This is a genomic window from Plesiomonas sp., assembly GCF_051650925.1.
In the GTDB taxonomy this organism is placed as follows: Bacteria; Pseudomonadota; Gammaproteobacteria; order Enterobacterales; family CAMTGL01; genus Plesiomonas.
Map to the genome: position 1 here is coordinate 1 of NZ_JBOFRH010000428.1, position 19,527 is coordinate 19,527.

The following is a 19,527-nucleotide window of genomic DNA, read 5'->3' on the forward strand; positions in this document are numbered from 1 at the left end:
GGTTACTGGTTACTGGTTAACTGTATAAATCAGTTCACTAATATTAAAGCAGTATAGTTATTGCCGTAAAATTTACTAAGGTAAGCCACATGCTACATGTCAGTCTTTAGTTACAGGTATAAGAACTTATTATACTCTACAACACACCTTTCTCACATATTCTGAATAAACAAATCTCGGATATAAACATTAGCAGTTAATAAACAAAAATGGCACATTACAATACTGAAATCAAAAAAATAGATTTTTATACTAAAAAAGCACATTAATTAGAATTTAATACTAATTAATTCAAAGATAAAAGTAATAGAGATACATATCGTGCCGATGTATTGCACAATGAGAAGGAATAACACTCTATACGTCAGTTAATTCATTCCCATTTACACACATAATAGAAACCATAAATACAAATGGTCATTCACATTTTCTATGGATGTAATACTCAAAAATATCATTTGGAAAAATCTGAAATTCTAACCATAAAAAAAGATGAGCATCGTTACCGACACTCACCTCTTTGTTTATTAAATTAATATTTAAGTTTTAATCACACATCAGATTAAGTAGCTAACAGTTATATTAAAACTGGTCTTCTTCTGTTGACCCTGTTAACGCTGTTACCGATGATACACCGCCCTGAATCACGTTGGTGACTTTATCAAAATAACCGGTGCCGACCTCTTGCTGATGCGCGACAAAGGTATAACCTTTCTCTGCGGCAGCAAATTCAGGTTGCTGTACTTTTTCAACGTAATGTTTCATTCCCTCACCCTGTGCATAAGAGTGAGCCAATTCGAACATGTTGAACCACATGCTATGAATACCGGCTAAGGTAATAAATTGGTATTTATAGCCCATGTCTGACAATGCCTGTTGGAAGCGAGCAATCGTCGCGTCATCAAGGTTTTTCTTCCAGTTAAAGGAAGGGGAACAGTTATAGGCAAGTAACTTACCTGGGAATTTGGCATGAACCGCCTCTGCAAATTGACGGGCTTGCTCAAGATCGGGTTTAGAGGTTTCACACCACACCATATCAGCATACGGGCAGTAAGCCAGAGCACGGCTAATAGCCTGATCAATACCGGCACGTGTGCGGTAAAAACCTTCACTGGTCCGCTCGCCGGTCACAAAATCAGCATCGTACGGATCACAATCTGATGTCAGCAAATCAGCAGCATCGGCATCAGTACGTGCAACCAGCACGGTCGGCACACCGCATGTATCTGCAGCTAAACGCGCGGCCACCAGCTTTTGTATTGCTTCTTGCGTTGGGACTAGCACTTTTCCGCCCATATGCCCGCATTTTTTGACTGACGCTAACTGGTCTTCAAAATGCACCGCACCCGCACCGGCCTCAATCATTGATTTCATCAATTCAAACGCGTTGAGTACCCCGCCAAATCCAGCTTCAGCATCAGCAACCACCGGCAGAAAATAGTCAATAAAACCTTCATCTTGTGGCCCGATACCGTTGGCCCACTGAATTTGATCGGCACGTAAAAAAGCATTGTTAATTTTCTCAACCACAGCCGGCACTGAGTTGGCCGGATAGAGTGATTGATCAGGATACATAGATGATGCCAAGTTAGCGTCGGCTGCCACCTGCCAACCCGACAGATAGACCGCTTCGATGCCCGCTTTTGCCTGCTGCACCGCTTGTCCGCCAGTCAGTGCGCCAAGGCTGTTTACATAACCTTTTTTGGCTTCACCGTTAATCAGACGCCACAGTTTATCTGCACCGCGCTGTGCCAGTGAGTGTTCAGGCACAAAAGAGCCACGCAGACGCACAACTTCAGCCGCAGTATAAGGACGACGCACTCCCTGCCAACGAGGATTCTCTTTCCACTCTTTCTCTAACGCTGCAATTTGTTGTTCACGTGTCATGCTCATCGTAAAACTCCCTCTTCTTTCGTCTTTATCGGAACGGTCATCATTGAGTGTTGCCGGTATAACCTTGGGCGCTATACCAATTTCAATTAGGTGCACTATGTATGCGTGGATCACGTATGTATGGATCACTCATGTATAAAACACATATCCGGATCATGCGCAGAATAGCGATGGCCGGTGTTCGCGTTGCCGCAAACCCATGCTTAATCAAGGTAACGGTAGCCCGACAGGGTCAGGAAATTAACCAGATCATCAGAAACTGTAATCTGCTCCATTAATCCAGCCGCTTCACTAAAACGGCCGGCATCATACGTTTCAGCTCCCAACTCATCGCGCAGTGTGGCCAGCTCTTCACGCAGCATTTCACTGAACAGCGCATTGGTAACCAACTTGCCGTTATTCAACCGCTTTTGGTGGCGGATCCACTGCCAGATAGAGGTTCGGGATATTTCAGCGGTAGCGGCATCTTCCATCAGGCCATAAATCGGCACACAACCGTTGCCCGAGATCCACGCTTCAATGTATTGCACGGCCACACGAATGTTCGCGCGCATACCCTCTTCGGTACGCTCACCTTCACACGGCGTCAGCAGTGTCTCGGCGGTAATCGGTTCATCATGCTCTCGGCGCACATCAAGCTGATTAGGTTTACCATCGAGTACGCGATCAAATACTGCCATTGCAACATCAGCCAGCCCCGGATGAGCAACCCATGTACCGTCATGGCCATTACTGGCTTCAAGCTCTTTATCCGCACGCACTTTATTAAGTACCCACTCATTACGTGCAGGATCTTTACTGGGAATAAATGCCGCCATTCCCCCCATGGCAAACGCACCACGGCGGTGACATGTCCGCACCAGCAGGCGTGAATATGCGCTTAAAAAAGGTTGATTCATGGTGACAACTTGACGATCTGGCAGCACTCTTTCTGGGTGATTTTTCAGTGTTTTGATATAGCTGAAAATGTAATCCCAACGGCCACAATTTAGCCCAACAATATGATCTTTAAGGTGATATAAGATCTCATCCATCTGAAACACCGCAGGCAGTGTTTCTATCAATACCGTGGCTTTAATCGTACCGAGCGGCAACCCGTAACGTGTTTCAGTAAAGCTAAAAACTTCACTCCACCATGCCGCTTCTTTATAAGACTGCATTTTAGGAAGATAGAAATAAGGGCCACTGCCTTTGGCCAGCAAACGCTGATAGTTGTGATGAAAATACAGAGCAAAATCAAACAAGTTGCCGGGGATAGGTGCGTGCTGATACTGAATGTGTTTCTCTTGCAGGTGAAAACCGCGCACACGGCAAATCAGTACCGCATGTTTGGCATTTAGACGATAATTTTTACCGTTCTCGCCGCGGTGTTCGATTGTACCGTCAACAGCATCACGCAGGTTAAGTTGCCCCTGCATCACCTTTTCCCATGACGGGGCTAACGAATCTTCAAAATCAGCCATGAACACCTTTACGTTGGCATTCAACGCATTGATGATCATTTTGCGCTCTACCGGGCCGGTAATCTCAACTCGCCTATCTTGCAGATCAGCCGGTACACCGCGAATTTGCCATTCACTTTCACGGATGTTTTGCGTATTTGGCAAAAAATCAGGCAAACCACCTGCATCAATATCAGCCTGCCGGACTTCGCGTTCAGCCAGTAACTGAGTAACTTGTGGTGCAAATCGGGTCACTAACTGCGCCAAAAATTCAACAGCATCAGGGGTTAAAATTGACGCATACTCACGGGTAAGGTGTTCACTGCACGTGAGTATCGGGTGCGTTAAGGTATCTGAATATCCGTTCATTCCCTGCTCCTTAAATCATGTTAACGCGCTATTTTTTAAGATCTGATGAGTGTCATTCTCTGCCCTCAACATGACCAATTGATAACAAAAAATCAACATGGCGTTTTAAGCTGTTGTTTGAAAAGCACTGAAAAAAGGTTTCAGCATAAGTTCCTGAAATAACTGAAAATGCTAAATAACACATGAAAACCCTACCGATGACTGAATAAGTAAACAGTGTTATTCGGGCTTCTCATCCCGAAAAAAATGAAAGGCTTTCAGTAAATTAATTACAAAAACAGAGCCTCAGTAGCCACAAACAAGATGCACAGTGCCAAGAGTCATACAAAAAGAGTTAGCGATATGAAAGGAAAAATCCAATAAAACGAGGGGTTATAGAGAAACAATAGCAATAAGGTAAACGCTAAGAGGTTCAGGGTATAAAAAAGGGGTTTATCACATAACTGAAATTCAGCACCTGTGGTAGTACCTAGATCAACAAAACCTGAACCTATCAATACAGCAGAATAGAGAGGTCAATTGCTAGAATTGCAGGATATTCATTCGTTTATCAGTTCTGCAACAATTTCACCCAGTTTGGCAAAGGTTTTTATTCGGCTAGAGCTTGGCCGCCAGACTAAACCAATATCGCGGTACGCGGGCGTTTGCGGTGGGTCAATAACCACTAAATCTAACCCCTGTATCAGCCCCTGCTTTAATGCCATATGCGGTACAAACGTCGTGCCCAGCCCGTTGGCAACCATTTGCACGAGGGTATGCAAACTGGTCGCAGTGAAGGGGTTGATTTTACTGCTGTAAGCCAGATGACACGCGCTCAATGCATGCTCTGTCAGGCAGTGTTCACGCTCTAACAGGTAAACGGAGCTGTCGGGTAATTGGTTAAAGTCTAACGGCATCACCAACCGCCCAGCCAGCGCGGTGGGCAGTACCATTTTGAAGTGATCGCGCCCGATAATTTTACTGTGTAGCCCATGAATATCTACCGGCAGTGCCAGCAGCAGCACATCAAGCTGCCCGCCTTTTAGAGCATCAATCAGAACACGGGTGGTATCTTCACGCAGTACCAATTCAAGGCGCGGGTAGCGCTCTTGCACCTGCCTGACCAGATCACACAGTAAAAAAGGGGCGATGGTAGGAATGCACCCCACGCGCAACTGCCCTTCCATTTCCGCAGTTTGGCTGGCGGCAAAATCGGTTAAATCAAGGCTGCGTGCCAGCAGTTCACGCGCACGGATCACGACCTCTTCACCACTCGGGGTAAAGATAAAGGCTTTGTGATCTCGCTCGATTAATGTGCACCCCAGACGCTCTTCGAGGTTTTGAATGCCGCTGCTTAAGGTAGACTGACTGACATAACAGGCACGGGCTGCGCGGTTAAAATGCCGAACATCATGCAAGGTCACCAGATAGTGCAGTTGTTTTAACGAGGGCCAATTGTTTGTCATCGCGATTTACGGGTTATGCCTTATCAGAGTATTCATTTTTGCTAATCGGAAAAACCGATTACAACAATCGTTTTTTTTCGCTTTCCTCAATGTAACACCTTCCATAAACTAAATCGCGTTGTCTGAGAATTTTCTCATCACCTCTTCAATCAAATACACGGGAGTTGCTAATGGTTCTGGTAGCACATCAAGCCCCAGACTTTACTGCTGCAGCAGTAATGGGTAACGGTGAAATCGTTGATAATTTCAACCTGAAGCAGCACATTGCAGGTAAAACTGCGGTGATCTTCTTCTATCCACTGGACTTTACTTTCGTTTGTCCTTCTGAACTGATTGCTTTCGATCACCGTATCGAAGAGTTCCAGAAGCGTGGTACTGAGGTGATCGGTATTTCTATCGACTCTGAGTTTACCCACAACGCATGGCGTAAGACACCAGTAGACAAGGGCGGTATCGGCGAAGTTCGTTATCCTCTGGTTGCTGATGTTAAGCACGAAATCTGCCGCGCATACGGTGTTGAGCTGGAAGCTGCTGGCGTTGCGCTGCGCGGTTCTTTCCTGATCGATACCCACGGTGTTGTTCGTCACCAAGTGGTGAACGATCTGCCACTGGGCCGTAACATTGATGAAATGTTGCGTATGGTTGATGCGCTGCAATTCCACGAAGAGCACGGCGATGTGTGCCCTGCACAGTGGGAAAAAGGCAAAAAAGCAATGCAAGCTTCTCCGGACGGCGTAGCACGCTTCCTGTCTGAGAACTCTGCTGATCTGTAATTGACAGCTGAATAAAAATTGCTTTTATCGTGGCAGACAATTTTTTTGTCTGCCCTTTTTTTGCCTGTTACTTTTCTGAAGAAGTATCAAAAAACAAAACGGGTTAAAAGATCGAACGCCCCAAGCGTTGAGATAGCAGTTCAAGTGCTGCAATACCGGCCAGAGAGTTACCACTAGGGTCAAGCTCAGGTGACCAAACGGTGATGCTCATTTCGCCCGGAATAATGGCAACAATGCCCCCACCAACACCCGATTTCCCAGGCATTCCGACACGGTAAGCAAACTCTCCCGCGCCATCATACAGACCACAGGTTGCCAGCAGTGCATTAATCTGGCGGGTCTGTTTTCCTGAGATAACAGGCTCCAGCGTACACAGTGATTGCCCCTGATTGGCAAGATAGGAGAAGGTTTTTGCCAGCTCAACACAGCTCATCTGTAGCGCACAATAATGAAAATAGGTTTGCAGCACTTCGATGACATCATTATTAAAGTTGTCGAAAGATTTCATCAGGTAGGCAATGGCTGCGTTGCGAGCTGAGTGCTCAAACTCTGATTTGGCCACGACACTGTCGTAACCGATATCGGGCTGGCAGGCCAGTTGGCGCACTAGATCTAGCATGCGTTGTTTTGGGGCACTCAAACGGCTTTGCAGCAGATCACAGACAATCAGCGCACCGGCATTGATAAATGGGTTACGCGGTTTCCCCTTTTCTAACTCAATTTGTACCAGCGAGTTAAATGGCTGACCGGAGGGCTCTTTGCCTACGCGTGACCAGATTTCAGCTTCAGAATAACGGGTCAATGCCAGTGTTAACGCCAGCACTTTTGAGATGGATTGAATAGAGAATCGCTCTTGTGCGTCACCGGCTTGATACACTGTGCCATCAGACAGGCACACCGCAATACCCAGTCTCTCTGCCGGAACGCTGGCCAAAGCCGGAATGTAGTCGGCCACTTTACCTTGCCCGAGCAGCGGGCGTACCTGCGTTAAAATATCATCCAGCAGTGCGTTACTCAGTATCACTCGAATTCCCCTGTCTTAATGGCGGTTGTTGCAGGGCGCAAGAATAGCATATTGCAGGGAAAGGAGCGGTAACCGCGCTACCCTATCCTATATATTCAATTTTTGTGCGAAAAAGGGATAAAAAAACGGATACCCTGCGGTATCCGTTGTTGCTGTGAGCTGTTATGACAAATGTAGGGGGATTAATCCCACCAAACATCCAGCAGGTCACTGACGTCGATATCGTTCAGACCTTGCTTTTCTGCCCAGCTTTTTACCAGCTGACGATGCTCTTCGGTACATTTACCGATTTTTTGCAGCACGATCAGGCCTTCCCAGTTCAGGTAGCCGCTACCGTCATAAGATAAGCCTTGCGGCTCGATCACTTCTGCAATGAAAGAGTCTAGTGCGGTATCAATCTGTTCTGCGCTAGTGCCTTCCGGAAACTGCCAGCTTGCAGTAAAGCCCAGCTCTTGGAACTCATCCACATGCAGTTTTTTGCGCAGACGTGCGCTACGATGTTTAGACATTACTCTGTCCTCTCGAACATTAGATCCCAGACTCCATGCCCCAAACGGTGCCCACGCCGCTCAAATTTGGTCAGCGGACGCTGCTCTGGTCGTGGCATAAAATCCCCAGTAGTGGATAGATTACGATATCCTGGCGCAGCTTGCATGATTTCCAGCATATGTTCTGCGTAATTTTCCCAATCGGTGGCCATATGGAACACGCCACCTATGGCCAATTTCACTCGCAGTTGCTCGGCAAACGGCAGTTGAACGATACGGCGCTTATGGTGACGCGCTTTGTGCCATGGGTCAGGGAAAAACAGTTGCATGCCGCTGAGACTTGCATCTGGGATCATTTTTTCCAGCACTTCGATAGCATCGTGGCACATGACCCGCAGATTAGTCACGCCCATTTCATGGGCCAGTGACAAGCATGCACCTACGCCAGGGGTGTGCACTTCTATCCCAAAAAAGTTCTTCTCTGGTGCGTTTTTTGCCATTTCAACCAGTGAAGCGCCCATTCCAAAGCCGATCTCTAACACCACCGGTGCATCACGACCAAAGAGAGCTGTAAAATCAAGGGGTTGTTCTTGGAAATCAACACCCATTTCAGACCAATAGCTTTCTAATGCCAGCTCTTGCCCTTTTGTTAAACGACCCTGACGACGTACAAAACTGCGAATTTTACGCAGATAACGACCTTCGTCATCAAATTCTGGAATGGTGACCTCACCCATGGCTTTATCCTGCTGAATAGAGTTTTAATCAATATTTATGAAAGGCGCATTATGCAAAGATGGCTCAACTTAGCAAGTAAAGCCGCAGTAGAATGTTGATTCCCTGCATCATGATCGGGTTTACAGCGCGCTGCGGGTATGCTGCAATCGCCGCCTTGACTGTTAAACTGAGCCTGTTATGCCGACCCCTGTTCTTGATGCTACTGCATTTTCACAAGCCGTTTTGGCGTGGTATCACGCTTTTGGGCGTAAAACTTTACCCTGGCAGCAACATAAAACACCTTATAAAGTGTGGCTGTCTGAGGTCATGCTACAGCAGACTCAGGTTGCCACGGTTATCCCTTATTTTGAACGTTTTATGCAGCAATTTCCAACCGTGACTGATTTGGCGGCAGCGCCGATTGATCATGTGCTGCATTTATGGACTGGTTTAGGCTATTACGCCCGTGCGCGCAATCTACATAAGGCAGCACAAAAGATTGCGGCTGAGTATCAGGGCATCTTTCCTACCGAGTATGAGCAGGTTGTCGGGTTGCCCGGTATTGGCCGTTCAACGGCCGGCGCGGTGTTATCACTTTCGCTCAATCAGCACTACCCCATTTTAGACGGTAATGTGAAACGGGTGTTGGCACGCTGCTATGCAGTTGAGGGCTGGCCGGGACAAAAGGCGGTTGAAAATCAATTATGGGCGCTGAGTGAACAGGTCACGCCGCAGCAGGATGTAGCATCATTTAATCAGGCGATGATGGATTTAGGCGCGCTGGTGTGCACCCGCTCAAAACCCAAGTGCAGCCTCTGCCCGCTGGCCAAGGGGTGTGTTGCGTATGCGCAAGAGAGCTGGGCTGCTTATCCGGGGAAAAAACCCAAACAGACGTTACCGGAAAAAGAGGGTTACCTGCTGCTGCTAGTTGATCGTATGAGCACGGAACAGACCGGTGAGGCCACGGTTGCCACCGAACAGGCGCAAGTCTGGCTTGAGCAGCGCCCGCCCAGCGGATTATGGGGCGGCTTGTTCTGTTTTCCACAATTCTCTACCCGTGATGACGCCCAACAGTGGCTAGCGCAGCGCGGATTACGGGTACAACGCCAGTTAGGTGCATTTCGCCATACGTTCAGCCATTTTCATCTGGATATCATTCCGCTGCTGGTTTTTGCTGACCAAACACAGGTGTGCATGGATGCAGGGCCGGGTCTCTGGTATAAATTAGCGCAACCACAGACGGTCGGGTTAGCCGCACCGGTTGAACGTTTACTGCGCCAGTTACCTGACGCACTATCTGACGAGGAGTAACACCATGAGCCGGACTATTTTTTGTGCTCGTTTACAGCAAGATGCCGAAGGGTTGGCTTTTCAGCTCTATCCCGGTGAGCTAGGTAAACGCATTTATGACTCTATTTCGAAAGCGGCATGGGCTGAATGGCAAAGTAAACAAACCATGCTAATCAATGAAAAAAAACTGAGCATGATGAATGTTGAGCATCGCCAGTTCCTTGAACAGGAGATGGTGAAATTCCTGTTTGAAGGGCAGGATGTTCAGATTGATGGTTACACTCCGCCGAGTGAATAATAATAAAACCACAGATGAACCAGCAGCTTGCGGTGTTGGTTCTCTTGGAACTGCCTGAACTATGAAGAAAAAACTCGCACTTTGCCTGATTATTCCGTTACTGGCCTCTTGTGGCAGTAAGCCAAAAGAGAACCCAGATCTTTACGTAAAAGATACCAATGGTTTTGATATTTTTATGGGGCAATTTGCGGCCAATATTGAAGACCTCTGGGGCCTCAATGAGATGCTGGTCGCAACCCGTAAAGATTACGTGAAATATACCGACCATTACCAAACCCGCAGCCATATCGATTTTGAAAAAGGCTCGGTCATTGTTGAGACTATCTCTACCCGTAATCCGCAAGATAAGCTAAAAAATGCGCTGGTTCACACGTTATTAATGGGTGAAGATCCAACCGGTATCGATCTGTTCTCTGACAGCGATGTACCTATCAGTAAGCATCCGTTTTTAACCGGGCAGGTGCTCGATGATGAGAAAAAACCGATTGCAACCCCTTGGCGTGCCGAGCGCTTTGCTGATGTGCTATTGCGTACTCAGCTAAAAAGCCGGGCTATCGGTAATCAAACGGTGTGGTATTTGGAAGTACCGATGATTGCTAATCATCTGAATTATCGGGCAAAAAAATATATCCATATCGTACGAAAAGCATCAAAGAATTATAATGTGGATGAGAGCCTGATTCTGGCTATCATGCAAATTGAGTCAAGTTTTAACCCGTATGCGGTCAGCTCAGCGAATGCGTTAGGGTTGATGCAGGTGGTACAAACCACTGCTGGGCGGGATGTTTACCGGCTGGTAAAAAATCAAGATGGCTCTCCGAGCCGTGATTATCTGTTTGATCCAGAAAAAAATATCGATACCGGTACGGCATATCTGCATATTTTACAGACCAATTATTTGGGGCAAATTCGTAACCCAACCTCACGCCGCTACGCGATGATCTCAGCCTATAACGGTGGTGCGGGTGCGGTACTGCGGGTGTTCTCACAAGATAAGCAAAAAGCGGTTGATATCATCAACAACCTTAGCCCAGATGAAATGTACAATATTCTGACGACTAAACACCCGTCAGCACAGGCGCGAAATTATCTGTATAAGGTTAACACGGCACAAAAAGGTTACCGCGGGCGGATTGTGTAACGGTAGTTACATGCCATCGCACATAACCTGCAAACAAAAAGCCCTGCTATTTTTTAGCAGGGCTTTTTGTTGTGCGGAAAACCATTTTGCGTACACAATAGTTCGCGAACGGCCTACTCAGTGCGCTTAATGGGATTAACCGACAATCCGCTGGGTAATTTGCAGCAAAGTAGCAACATCTTGCGGACGGGTCTGCCCGCTGGCCTTATCAATGATAGAGCTGTAAATATGTGGGATGATTTTTTCAACGCCGGCATCAAGTGCTATCTGTACAATCTCTTCAAAATTATCCAGATCAATCCCACCGGTTGGCTCAAGTGCAAACTGATTGCGCGCGCAAGCCTCTGCTACATACTGGTACTCGTCACGGTGCGCCAAACCGCCCATCGGGAAATATTTAATCGAGCTGCCCCCCATATCCTGCAACATGGCAATGGCGGTATCAACGGGAACGACGGCGGGGGTAAATTCACAACTGCGTGGGCCAGTTGAGATATTTACCCAACCCATTTTACCCGTTGGTGAAACCAAACCGTTCACGACAGTTTGTGACTGACGCAGCAGTGCACGGCTAGTTGCCACCCCCGTAAACACTTGATTAACGTGCTGCGGCTGTAAAATGCCGGCCAGCTCTGACACCATTGCTGATTGCTTTGGATCACCAGCGCCTAAACCAATGGAGAGTGCATTGTTGATCAATCCGGCATAGTCACGCATATCGGCTACCGCACTATCAATATCGGCATAATTTTTCGAGAGTACGCCGACTAACACGTGCCCTTGCGCGGCCTGATAGACCTCTTGGGCATTTTGCTTTGAACCGGCCAGTACATTTAGGCATACACGGTTACGGTAAAAATTCGGGGTGAGTTGCATGCTTTATGCTCCTTGTACTGACAAGAGGATCTGCTGAATAACAGCAAAAATTTGCGCAAGTTCAGATTGCTGTACGCTGCGCACATCCATTTCAATTTTGTTTTCGTTCATGCGGTACGCACGGCAGTAAATGGCTGGGGTGTGTTGCTGCATGCGGCTGACAATGTCAGGCGTGCTAATACCCGTGAGTGCAGGATCAAAGCCAATCTCAGTACGGGCGATATCACGCCCTGCGCTATCCCATACCGGTTTGGCGTTCACGCCCGTCAGGGTGTTAAGCTGGGTGATAAAATCAGCCATTTTTTCCAGCATCTGCTGTCCGCTCTCTTTTTCGCGCTGCAAATACTCTTCAATGGCTAAAGTCAGGCCAAGAACGCCCTCTTTTCCCACTTTCATGGCTCTGCCGATACCGGCTGACTGCTGTTTAACCCAGTTGATATACTGTTTCTTTCCCAACACTAAACCGCTTGTCGGGCCTTCAATGGCTTTTGCTCCACTGTAAATGACCAGATCTGCCCCTAACTGATAGTACAGTTGCAAATCTTCTTCTGCGGCGGCATCAACAATCAGTGGAAGATTATGCTGACGAGCAACACTGACAGCCTGCTCTACCGACAGAATACTTTTTTGCACACAGTGGTGTGATTTGATGTACACAATCGCGGCGGTATTCGGCGTAATGGCAGCAGCAAGCTGCTCTGCCGAACACTCATTGGCATAACCGGCTTCAACAATTCGCCCGCCCCCCAACGTGATCATAGTGCCTACCGGCGCGCCAAAATTGACGTTATGCCCTTTTGGTAGCACGATATCACTTGGCACAGGGTGGCTGTGCGCATGCAGATTCTCCAACCGGTAGCGATCACCACGCACAATCATCGCGGCAACAGATTGCGCTAATCCGGCCGAGGCACACGAGACCACAACGGCATCTTCTACCTTCAGCATATCCGCAATGTAAGCACCGGTTTTATCCACCAAATCTTTAATCTCAAAATAGTGGTTTAAACCAAAATCAACACGCTGGGCAACTGTGGCTGAGGGGGTTGAAACACCGAGTGCGGTCATTCTGCCGGAAGCATTGATGACCGGTTTAACGTTATATTGGTTATAAACAGAAGACATCGTGTGCTTCTCCTTCTTCGGTTATAAATATTTCACCTGCGCGAACAGCCGCTACTGGGGCAATGCGTAATGCACCACGTTTCTGCTGTTGTTCTGCATCGACAAAAAATGAGGGCTGTTCGAGCAGTTCAAACAGGGTTAAATCAGCATCAAACCCAATTTCTAATGCCCCTTTCTGGTCAAAATGCAGTACATCTGCTGCATGCTGAGTCACACAGGCAATCACCTGTGGCAGGGTAAGCCCAATGGCTAAGAATTTTGATAGGATATGAGCCAGCCCAAATACCGGCCCCTGAATACGGTTACGGCAGTAAATATCAGAGCTAATGGTATGGGGAAGTATGCCTTGTTTGATGGCTTGCTCGGCAACGGCAAAACTGAAACTAGCACTGCCATGCCCAACATCAAGGTGCACGCCGCGCTCCAGTGCTTGCTGTACAGAGGGTTTCAACTGCCCCTGCGTATTTAGAATACGGTTTGGTTTTCCGTTGTAGCAGTGGGTAATAATATCGCCTTTATCTAGCAAGTCAGCGATATCATCCAGCGTAGGCGGGTTATTGCCGACATGCACCATCAGCGGTAAATGCGGGTGTTGCCGTTGGATTTTTTTTGCCATGAGCAACGGAGTAATGCCGTTATGCTCAACCACACTGCTGCTCATACGGGCTTTTAATCCCACAATAAAATCAGGGTGTTGAGTGATGGCTGAATGCGCGGCTTGTTCATTGATATCATCGAGTTGGGCCAGCTCATTTTGCCGCAGCAAGCCAATACGAGAGACATTCAGTAAGGCTTTAACCTCGGTTTTGGCTTGCCGAGTCAGACGGTAAAAGTCATCAATATCATCTGCGCCAGCACTACCAGCATCAACAACGGTGGTCACACCGCAGGCAATGCCTACTTTATCGGGCTCGTCATTATAAATCGGGGAGTGTGGATAACAGTGAACATGCAGATCTATCCAGCCGGCGCTCACGTAAACTTGGCCTTGCAGATCATGCTCAACCTGTGCACTGGCCGTTGATGGCACAGTACCGACAAGGGCAATTTTTCCGGCTTGAACGGCAATATCCAGTAATTGCCCGTCAACCGTGCGGCCACGGCGAAGAATTAAATCATAGCTATTCACAATGCTCACCTTTCCCTTGTGCGCTGTTTATCTGCTAAAAACAGCGCCTGATATTAATAACAGCCAGTTAAATTATGCCTACTACAGTGATACAGGAAAGAAAGCACCGAGTAACATTGCACCTAAAATAGCGCCACCGGTAATAGGTTTATTCCAGACATAAAAGCCCAGTGCACCTAATAATGAGCCGATACCAATCGGAATTGAGGCGGTCATGGCTGACAAGATAATCAAAGGGCCAAGAAAACGGCCTGAAGAGTTACCTGCGCCCATCATGACATCCGCACCATAAGTTGAGTTACTTTGATTGATGGTAAATTTACGGGTGGTGGTGATAATAAGCCCGACTGCAACGCCCAGTGCAAAACCGGTAACCAGTGATGCAGCAAAGTTTTCAACCGGAAAAACAATACCTGCACCCAGTAATAATGCGGGAACACCCAAGCCAATACCGGTTTGAATCGCCCCACCGATATCAAGAATACCGACTAATGAGCCTTCAATAATACGCGCAAAGAGAAAACTGGCACCAAATGCGGCAACTGCACCATAAACACCGGTATCCATACCTGCACGCAGCATAGAAACAAATGCGACTTCGTTAAATGCGCCCATACCGTAGACATAATACATATGTGTTCCGGCAAAAACGCCTGATGATAATAATCCAACAAAAATAGGGAATGACCAGTCTGCGTACCAGAAATTATTTTTTATACTCTCATCCATAATAGTTTCCTACTTAATTACTGCACCTGTTTTTGAGTGATGTGCGCATTGCTCAATGCAATATCTCGCCTGACGGTTTATTTACCACTAATGCTAAGATGAAGTTGATCAAGCCACATTGGAATATCAAGCTGGAAAGAGCTGAGTAATTGCATATCAAATCCACGGAAGAAAGCACTTAAGGCAAACAGAACAATAACGGCAGTCAACATGCTTTTTGTGATTTTATTCCAGCCAGCCTCTTCAACGCCTTTACCAATGAGAATACCCAACACCAAGCCCGGTACGGCGTTACCCATAATCAGTTGTGCTAAGCCACCAAAAATAGTCGCCCAAAAACCAGAGCGTTTTCCTGCTTCAATCGCGGCCAACCAGAAAATAACGGGCATCACGGTATTCACTAGCAAATTAGCTGCCGGCACTAATACTTTAACGGCGGTGACTTGCAGTGAAGCCGGTACAGCTGATGCGGTTGAATTTAAAAAGGCCACAACAATTGCACCAATAATACCGCAAGCAATGGCCATTTTTTTCGGATCATGCAATGTGGTAGCCACATTACGATCTTTAATTAACAGCGCAGAAACACCCCAATGCGGAATAATACGGTGGTCAACATCTTGGGTAAAAGCACCGGCAGCTACAGTAGACGCCCATGCATTAAAGAAAAAACCCAAACCAAAAGAGAAGTGTGATGCAGGATCGCCTTCACACGAATTTAATTCACCTAAGGTTCTGAATGCGCCCATACCCTGAACGGTTGGAGCATGAAACATTCGCGCTGCACCGGCACCTAATCCAACCCCGACCAGGCCGCCAATAATTAGCGATTTAAGCAATATAGCTAAGAACATTGTGCTCCCCTTATTAAAGAGATGTGCATATTATTTTATGTTCGTGAATGTTATTTTCTCTGGATCAACAGTAGAAACATTTACCTTAACATCTAATGTCACCGAGAATTCATCTTTACGGCGTGATAAAAAGAAAAACAAAAATTTATCGGTGATCGTACGATGAGTTGCGTTGATAATAGTGACATCAACAGGTTCAATCCGTAAAAGAACCTGCGATGACTCCTTTAACATTTTATTTTGAACCTGACTCAGTGCAGCGGCAAATGCACTTTGCTTTGTGTTTCCTTTCCCGCTGACTGTGACTGTTGAGGTAAATTGTTCTTTCATTTAAGCAATACCGTGTTTTTTAACGAAAGCTTCCACCAATTTTTGGCCCAGCTCTTCTTTATCCATAAAACCAAAACCCAATACCGTACACCCTTCATTAATCGCAGTCACGCCTTCTTCAATTGAACGCATGCCGTAACGTGATTTATAGCCATATTTAGTTTGTGCGGTAATGGCCCCAGCACCACCACTGCCACAAAATGAAATACCCAAATCAGCCTGCTCGCGGTGCATCGTATCACCCAGCTTCATATCGGCAGCCATACCTGGAATAACAACCACTTGTGCACCGGCAGTTTCAACACCTGCACCCACTTTTTGCCCTTTACCTAAACGATCACCAATCACAACTTTAATCATTTTATACGCCCTCATTCACTGTGCTTAATTCATTTTCTTTTGCAACTTCAAAATGAACCGAAAGGAGATGTGCTTCTTCAAAGGCTAAATTATCAAATAGCGCGACCACCTCTTTTGCCCGTGCTAATGAAAATGCCGAAATTTCATCAAATAGCGAGAGATCAATATCAGGCAAAGGCTCACCGGTTTTTGATCTGCGCACCATGGCTTTAATATGTGATGCCAGCATTTGCTTTTGCACGTCATCCTGACAAATACCGTGCTTATTCAGCATATTGCCAATTTGCAGCAGTGTTAATTGTGTTTGCTGGTCAATTTCCTGCAAAAAATTAGCATCATCATGAACAGAAACATTCTCATCAGTTAGCAAAGTTTAATGTCCTTATCTCGATGGTTATCAATGCCGTTACCCTAACGCACATTGTTGAATGGGTATATTTCCTCTTTTTCCAGTTAAAACTGGAAATCACCCTATCGAGATTGACCTGACTCACACTTTTTGCCTTGTATGCTTTAAAATTTGGGAGAAACAAATAGATTCTATAAAACTTTCCAAATATTAAGATGCAGTGAGAAGCTAAATTTCCGATAACTTGATACAAAAATAGCGTCATTATCTGCTATCAAGATCACACTCTGAATGGCTTACACACTGTAGTGAACCCACGAGATAACAAAATGCCTTATTTTTCACATCAACGATTAAATGATATTTTTAATCACCTGCAAGACCGGACATTACCCCAAGAGGCATTATCAGAACTGCTTGATGTATCAACCAGAACGGTACGCAGTGACATCAATACACTCAATGATATACTTGCCGATCAGGGTGCTGAGTTTATTCATTTACGAGGGAAAGGTTATCAACTGCAAATTACACACGCAGATAAATATCAGCAATTTTTAACGCAAGGCACTCGGCACAGTTTAACGCCCAGAACGGCCCAAGAGCGGATAAAATGTCTGCTCATTCTATTTTTGATTAATCATGACTATATAAAGCTGAATGAAATTGCCGATAACTGGTTTATCAGCCGAGGCGCATTGCAAAACGATCTATTAGAAATACGGGCGACCATTGAAAAATACCACCTCACCATAGAGAGCAAAGCAAAACACGGTATGTCTTTATTTGGTAAAGAAGAATCCGTACGGGCCTGTTTAGCCAATGCCCTTTTCTCTGAATGTGAAGAGGGTTCATTTAAAAATGAGTTTATTGAACACAATATTGCTCACCTCTCTACACTACAAATATTCGATACCGTTAAAACGCGGTGCAACTTTCACAAAATAAAAACAGGGCTTGAAGGTGAAAAATATATCTCTATTTACTGTTTAGCGGCTGTTATTCGCCATCAGGCTGGCTATACACTACAACAAAAATCAGAACCCACAGCCAGTATGGTTCATTCAGCGGCCTATCTTGCCGCACAAGATATTGCCAAAAAAATCGGATTAAATACCGCTGCTGAGATTGATTATCTCTGTATTCAGATAGCTTCACGCTGCAAAGATCATGACAACGTCAATCTCGCTCCAGAGCACGATGAACACTTACAGCTAGTTAGCCATTTATTGAACTATATTAACCAATACTACAACTATGACTTACGCCACGATACTCAACTTGAACATGACTTAATTGTTCACACCACCAGTATGATCACCCGCTTACAGCACCATATTGATATTCAAAACCCGCTGCGTGATCATATTAAACAATATTACCCACTGGCATACGATATCACCTTATCGGCACTTTCAGCATGGGAGAAACAGACCACATACCGTATCAGTGAAGATGAAATTGGGTATATTGTGATTCATATTGGTGTTGGGCTTGTCCGGCATTATAACATCGGATACGAGCACTATCCGACAGCATTACTGGTGTGTGATTCGGGTAAATCAACCACTCGAATGCTACAAACTATTATCAAGCGTAAATTTCCAGAGTTAGTTATTAAACGGCTGGAATCACTGAGTGATTATCAATGCTTACCCTGCATTGAAGAGGATTTTGTTATCAGTGCCATGCCACTGCCTGCAAAAGATAAACCTGTTGTGCAACTGACCCTGTTTCCAAGCGATTACCAACTCGAAGAGATCGGCCACTTAATGCAAAAAGATCGCATTAAACCGTATGTGCTCGAGCGTTTTTTTCACGAACAGCACTTTTGTGTTCTGCAGCAAGAGACCACGAAAGATCAGCTATTTATGCAGTTGTGTAAACAGCTCGAAACCGAAGGATATGTCAATTCAGATTTTTACCCATCACTGGTTGAACGTGAGAATATTCTGTCGACCATGTTGGGTGAAGGTATTGCTCTGCCACACTCACTCGGATTACTGGCAAATAAAACCACGGTGTTTACTGTATTATCACCACAAGGCATTGAGTGGGGGAAAGGTGAAAAAGCACATGTCATCTTCTTGCTGGCTATCAACAAATCAGAATACGAAGAAGCCATGGCGCTATATGAGCTATTTGTCACCTTAATGAACGATAAAAAAACCAAAGCCTTGCTTACTGCCCACAGTTTTGCGCAATTTAAACTGATAGCGCAGAGCAATCTGCATTAAAAGTAATCAAATACAGACTAAACATGTCATTTTTTGCAAAATAACTTAAAAAAAAGATGACAGGGATAGGTAAAGCGGTTATAGTTCCGCCCGCTGTTTCGGGATGAATGTCTCGTCACTGCTGGTGAATCACTGGCAGAGATCGTTTAACCTCACTGGGTGAGTTCACTAAACGGTAAACAGGTGTTCAATTCCTCCTTAGTTCAGTCGGTAGAACGGCGGACTGTTAATCCGTATGTCGCAAGTTCAAGTCTTGCAGGAGGAGCCACATACGAAAGCCCCGCTCATTGAGCGGGGCTTTTTTATTGCCGCAATACCCGCTAAAGCGCTATTCTTCCTGCCTTAAAAATTACTTAGGGTGTGAAATGACTACGCAAAGCCCAGATAACAGCGCAATCCTTCGTGCATCATCAATAAAACAGTGGGTTGAACCGATTTTAGTCCTTGCTATGTTAGGGCTACTTTTTGGCTATCTTGGCCATGTGATGGGATTGTCGGCAATGGTCAACACCCTGTTCAATACCGCACATCAGCTACTGCTAAACACCATTCTTTTTATTATGGGGATCACCGTTCTCTCCGGAGCCTTGAGCCAATTACTCAGTGAATTTGGGGTGATCCGCCTGCTCGAAGTGCTGCTCGCCCCCCTAATGCGCCC

General features: G+C 46.0%; 20 protein-coding genes and 1 tRNA gene. 7 read left to right on the top strand and 14 right to left on the bottom strand.

Annotation, left to right across the window (positions count from 1 at the left end; genetic code table 11):
- Positions 1–582: 582 nt before the first annotated feature.
- The 3 genes from aceA to ACRC27_RS10255 form a co-directional block, all read right to left on the bottom strand.
- Positions 583–1,893, bottom strand: coding sequence for an isocitrate lyase (gene aceA, locus ACRC27_RS10245; RefSeq protein ID WP_438639817.1), 1,311 nt, complete (start codon positions 1,891–1,893; stop codon positions 583–585).
- Positions 1,894–2,096: 203 nt separating this feature from the next.
- Positions 2,097–3,704, bottom strand: coding sequence for a malate synthase A (gene aceB, locus ACRC27_RS10250; RefSeq protein WP_438629020.1), 1,608 nt, complete (start codon positions 3,702–3,704; stop codon positions 2,097–2,099).
- Between the two features lie 539 nt (positions 3,705–4,243).
- Entirely contained in the window at positions 4,244–5,149 is a 906-nt protein-coding gene (locus ACRC27_RS10255; protein WP_438623621.1) for a LysR substrate-binding domain-containing protein, read from the bottom strand.
- Positions 5,150–5,319: 170 nt separating this feature from the next.
- Here ACRC27_RS10255 and ACRC27_RS10260 point away from each other — a divergent pair, with 170 nt between their 5' ends.
- The gene (locus tag ACRC27_RS10260) at positions 5,320–5,922 is read left to right on the top strand and encodes a peroxiredoxin C (RefSeq protein ID WP_438623622.1); all 603 of its coding nucleotides are present in this window, start codon (positions 5,320–5,322) and stop codon (positions 5,920–5,922) included.
- Between the two features lie 103 nt (positions 5,923–6,025).
- Here the strand turns inward: ACRC27_RS10260 and glsB are convergent, their stop codons facing one another.
- From glsB to trmB, 3 genes are all read right to left on the bottom strand, one after another.
- The gene (glsB, locus tag ACRC27_RS10265; protein WP_438623665.1) at positions 6,026–6,952 is read right to left on the bottom strand and encodes a glutaminase B; all 927 of its coding nucleotides are present in this window, start codon (positions 6,950–6,952) and stop codon (positions 6,026–6,028) included.
- Between the two features lie 176 nt (positions 6,953–7,128).
- Positions 7,129–7,455 (bottom strand): YggL family protein, encoded by a 327-nt coding sequence (locus ACRC27_RS10270; RefSeq protein WP_438623623.1) that lies wholly within the window; start codon positions 7,453–7,455, stop codon positions 7,129–7,131.
- Complete coding sequence (gene trmB, locus ACRC27_RS10275; RefSeq protein WP_438623624.1) at positions 7,455–8,171, bottom strand: tRNA (guanosine(46)-N7)-methyltransferase TrmB; 717 nt, start codon at positions 8,169–8,171, stop codon at positions 7,455–7,457. Before trmB ends, ACRC27_RS10270 begins: the two co-directional genes overlap by 1 nt.
- Before the next feature lie 178 nt (positions 8,172–8,349).
- Here trmB and mutY point away from each other — a divergent pair, with 178 nt between their 5' ends.
- The 3 genes from mutY to mltC all read left to right on the top strand — a co-directional run bounded on the left by mutY (position 8,350) and on the right by mltC (position 10,880).
- Entirely contained in the window at positions 8,350–9,462 is a 1,113-nt protein-coding gene (gene mutY, locus ACRC27_RS10280) for an A/G-specific adenine glycosylase (protein ID WP_438639818.1), read from the top strand.
- A gap of 4 nt (positions 9,463–9,466) precedes the next feature.
- The gene (locus ACRC27_RS10285; protein ID WP_438623626.1) at positions 9,467–9,739 is read left to right on the top strand and encodes an oxidative damage protection protein; all 273 of its coding nucleotides are present in this window, start codon (positions 9,467–9,469) and stop codon (positions 9,737–9,739) included.
- Positions 9,740–9,800: 61 nt separating this feature from the next.
- Entirely contained in the window at positions 9,801–10,880 is a 1,080-nt protein-coding gene (gene mltC / locus ACRC27_RS10290) for a membrane-bound lytic murein transglycosylase MltC (RefSeq protein ID WP_438623627.1), read from the top strand.
- 135 nt (positions 10,881–11,015) lie between these two features.
- Here mltC and dagF read toward each other — a convergent pair whose 3' ends face one another.
- The 8 genes from dagF to ACRC27_RS10330 all read right to left on the bottom strand — a co-directional run bounded on the left by dagF (position 11,016) and on the right by ACRC27_RS10330 (position 16,608).
- The gene (gene dagF / locus ACRC27_RS10295) at positions 11,016–11,756 is read right to left on the bottom strand and encodes a 2-dehydro-3-deoxy-phosphogluconate aldolase (protein WP_438631070.1); all 741 of its coding nucleotides are present in this window, start codon (positions 11,754–11,756) and stop codon (positions 11,016–11,018) included.
- Positions 11,757–11,759: 3 nt separating this feature from the next.
- Positions 11,760–12,881 carry a DgaE family pyridoxal phosphate-dependent ammonia lyase gene (locus ACRC27_RS10300; RefSeq protein WP_438639819.1) on the bottom strand — a complete coding sequence of 374 codons (1,122 nt, stop codon included), beginning with the start codon at positions 12,879–12,881 and terminating at the stop codon, positions 11,760–11,762.
- Positions 12,865–14,010 (bottom strand): amidohydrolase/deacetylase family metallohydrolase, encoded by a 1,146-nt coding sequence (locus ACRC27_RS10305; protein ID WP_438639820.1) that lies wholly within the window; start codon positions 14,008–14,010, stop codon positions 12,865–12,867. Before ACRC27_RS10305 ends, ACRC27_RS10300 begins: the two co-directional genes overlap by 17 nt.
- Before the next feature lie 81 nt (positions 14,011–14,091).
- A complete protein-coding gene (locus ACRC27_RS10310; protein ID WP_438623631.1) occupies positions 14,092–14,739 on the bottom strand; it encodes a DUF4310 family protein in 648 nt (215 codons plus the stop codon).
- 77 nt (positions 14,740–14,816) lie between these two features.
- Positions 14,817–15,593 carry a DUF4311 domain-containing protein gene (locus tag ACRC27_RS10315; RefSeq protein ID WP_438631064.1) on the bottom strand — a complete coding sequence of 259 codons (777 nt, stop codon included), beginning with the start codon at positions 15,591–15,593 and terminating at the stop codon, positions 14,817–14,819.
- Between the two features lie 30 nt (positions 15,594–15,623).
- Positions 15,624–15,923, bottom strand: coding sequence for a DUF4312 family protein (locus ACRC27_RS10320; RefSeq protein WP_438623633.1), 300 nt, complete (start codon positions 15,921–15,923; stop codon positions 15,624–15,626).
- Positions 15,924–16,283 (bottom strand): glycine-rich SFCGS family protein, encoded by a 360-nt coding sequence (locus ACRC27_RS10325; RefSeq protein WP_438623634.1) that lies wholly within the window; start codon positions 16,281–16,283, stop codon positions 15,924–15,926. It abuts the gene before it with no gap.
- A gap of 1 nt (position 16,284) precedes the next feature.
- Entirely contained in the window at positions 16,285–16,608 is a 324-nt protein-coding gene (locus ACRC27_RS10330; protein WP_438631072.1) for a transcriptional regulator, read from the bottom strand.
- 353 nt (positions 16,609–16,961) lie between these two features.
- Here ACRC27_RS10330 and ACRC27_RS10335 point away from each other — a divergent pair, with 353 nt between their 5' ends.
- The 3 genes from ACRC27_RS10335 to ACRC27_RS10345 form a co-directional block, all read left to right on the top strand.
- Positions 16,962–18,869 carry a BglG family transcription antiterminator gene (locus ACRC27_RS10335; protein WP_438631062.1) on the top strand — a complete coding sequence of 636 codons (1,908 nt, stop codon included), beginning with the start codon at positions 16,962–16,964 and terminating at the stop codon, positions 18,867–18,869.
- Positions 18,870–19,061: 192 nt separating this feature from the next.
- Positions 19,062–19,137: transfer RNA gene (locus tag ACRC27_RS10340), tRNA-Asn, on the top strand.
- A gap of 97 nt (positions 19,138–19,234) precedes the next feature.
- A partial coding sequence (locus ACRC27_RS10345; RefSeq protein ID WP_438639821.1) for a hypothetical protein occupies positions 19,235–19,527 on the top strand: 293 nt, incomplete at its 3' end.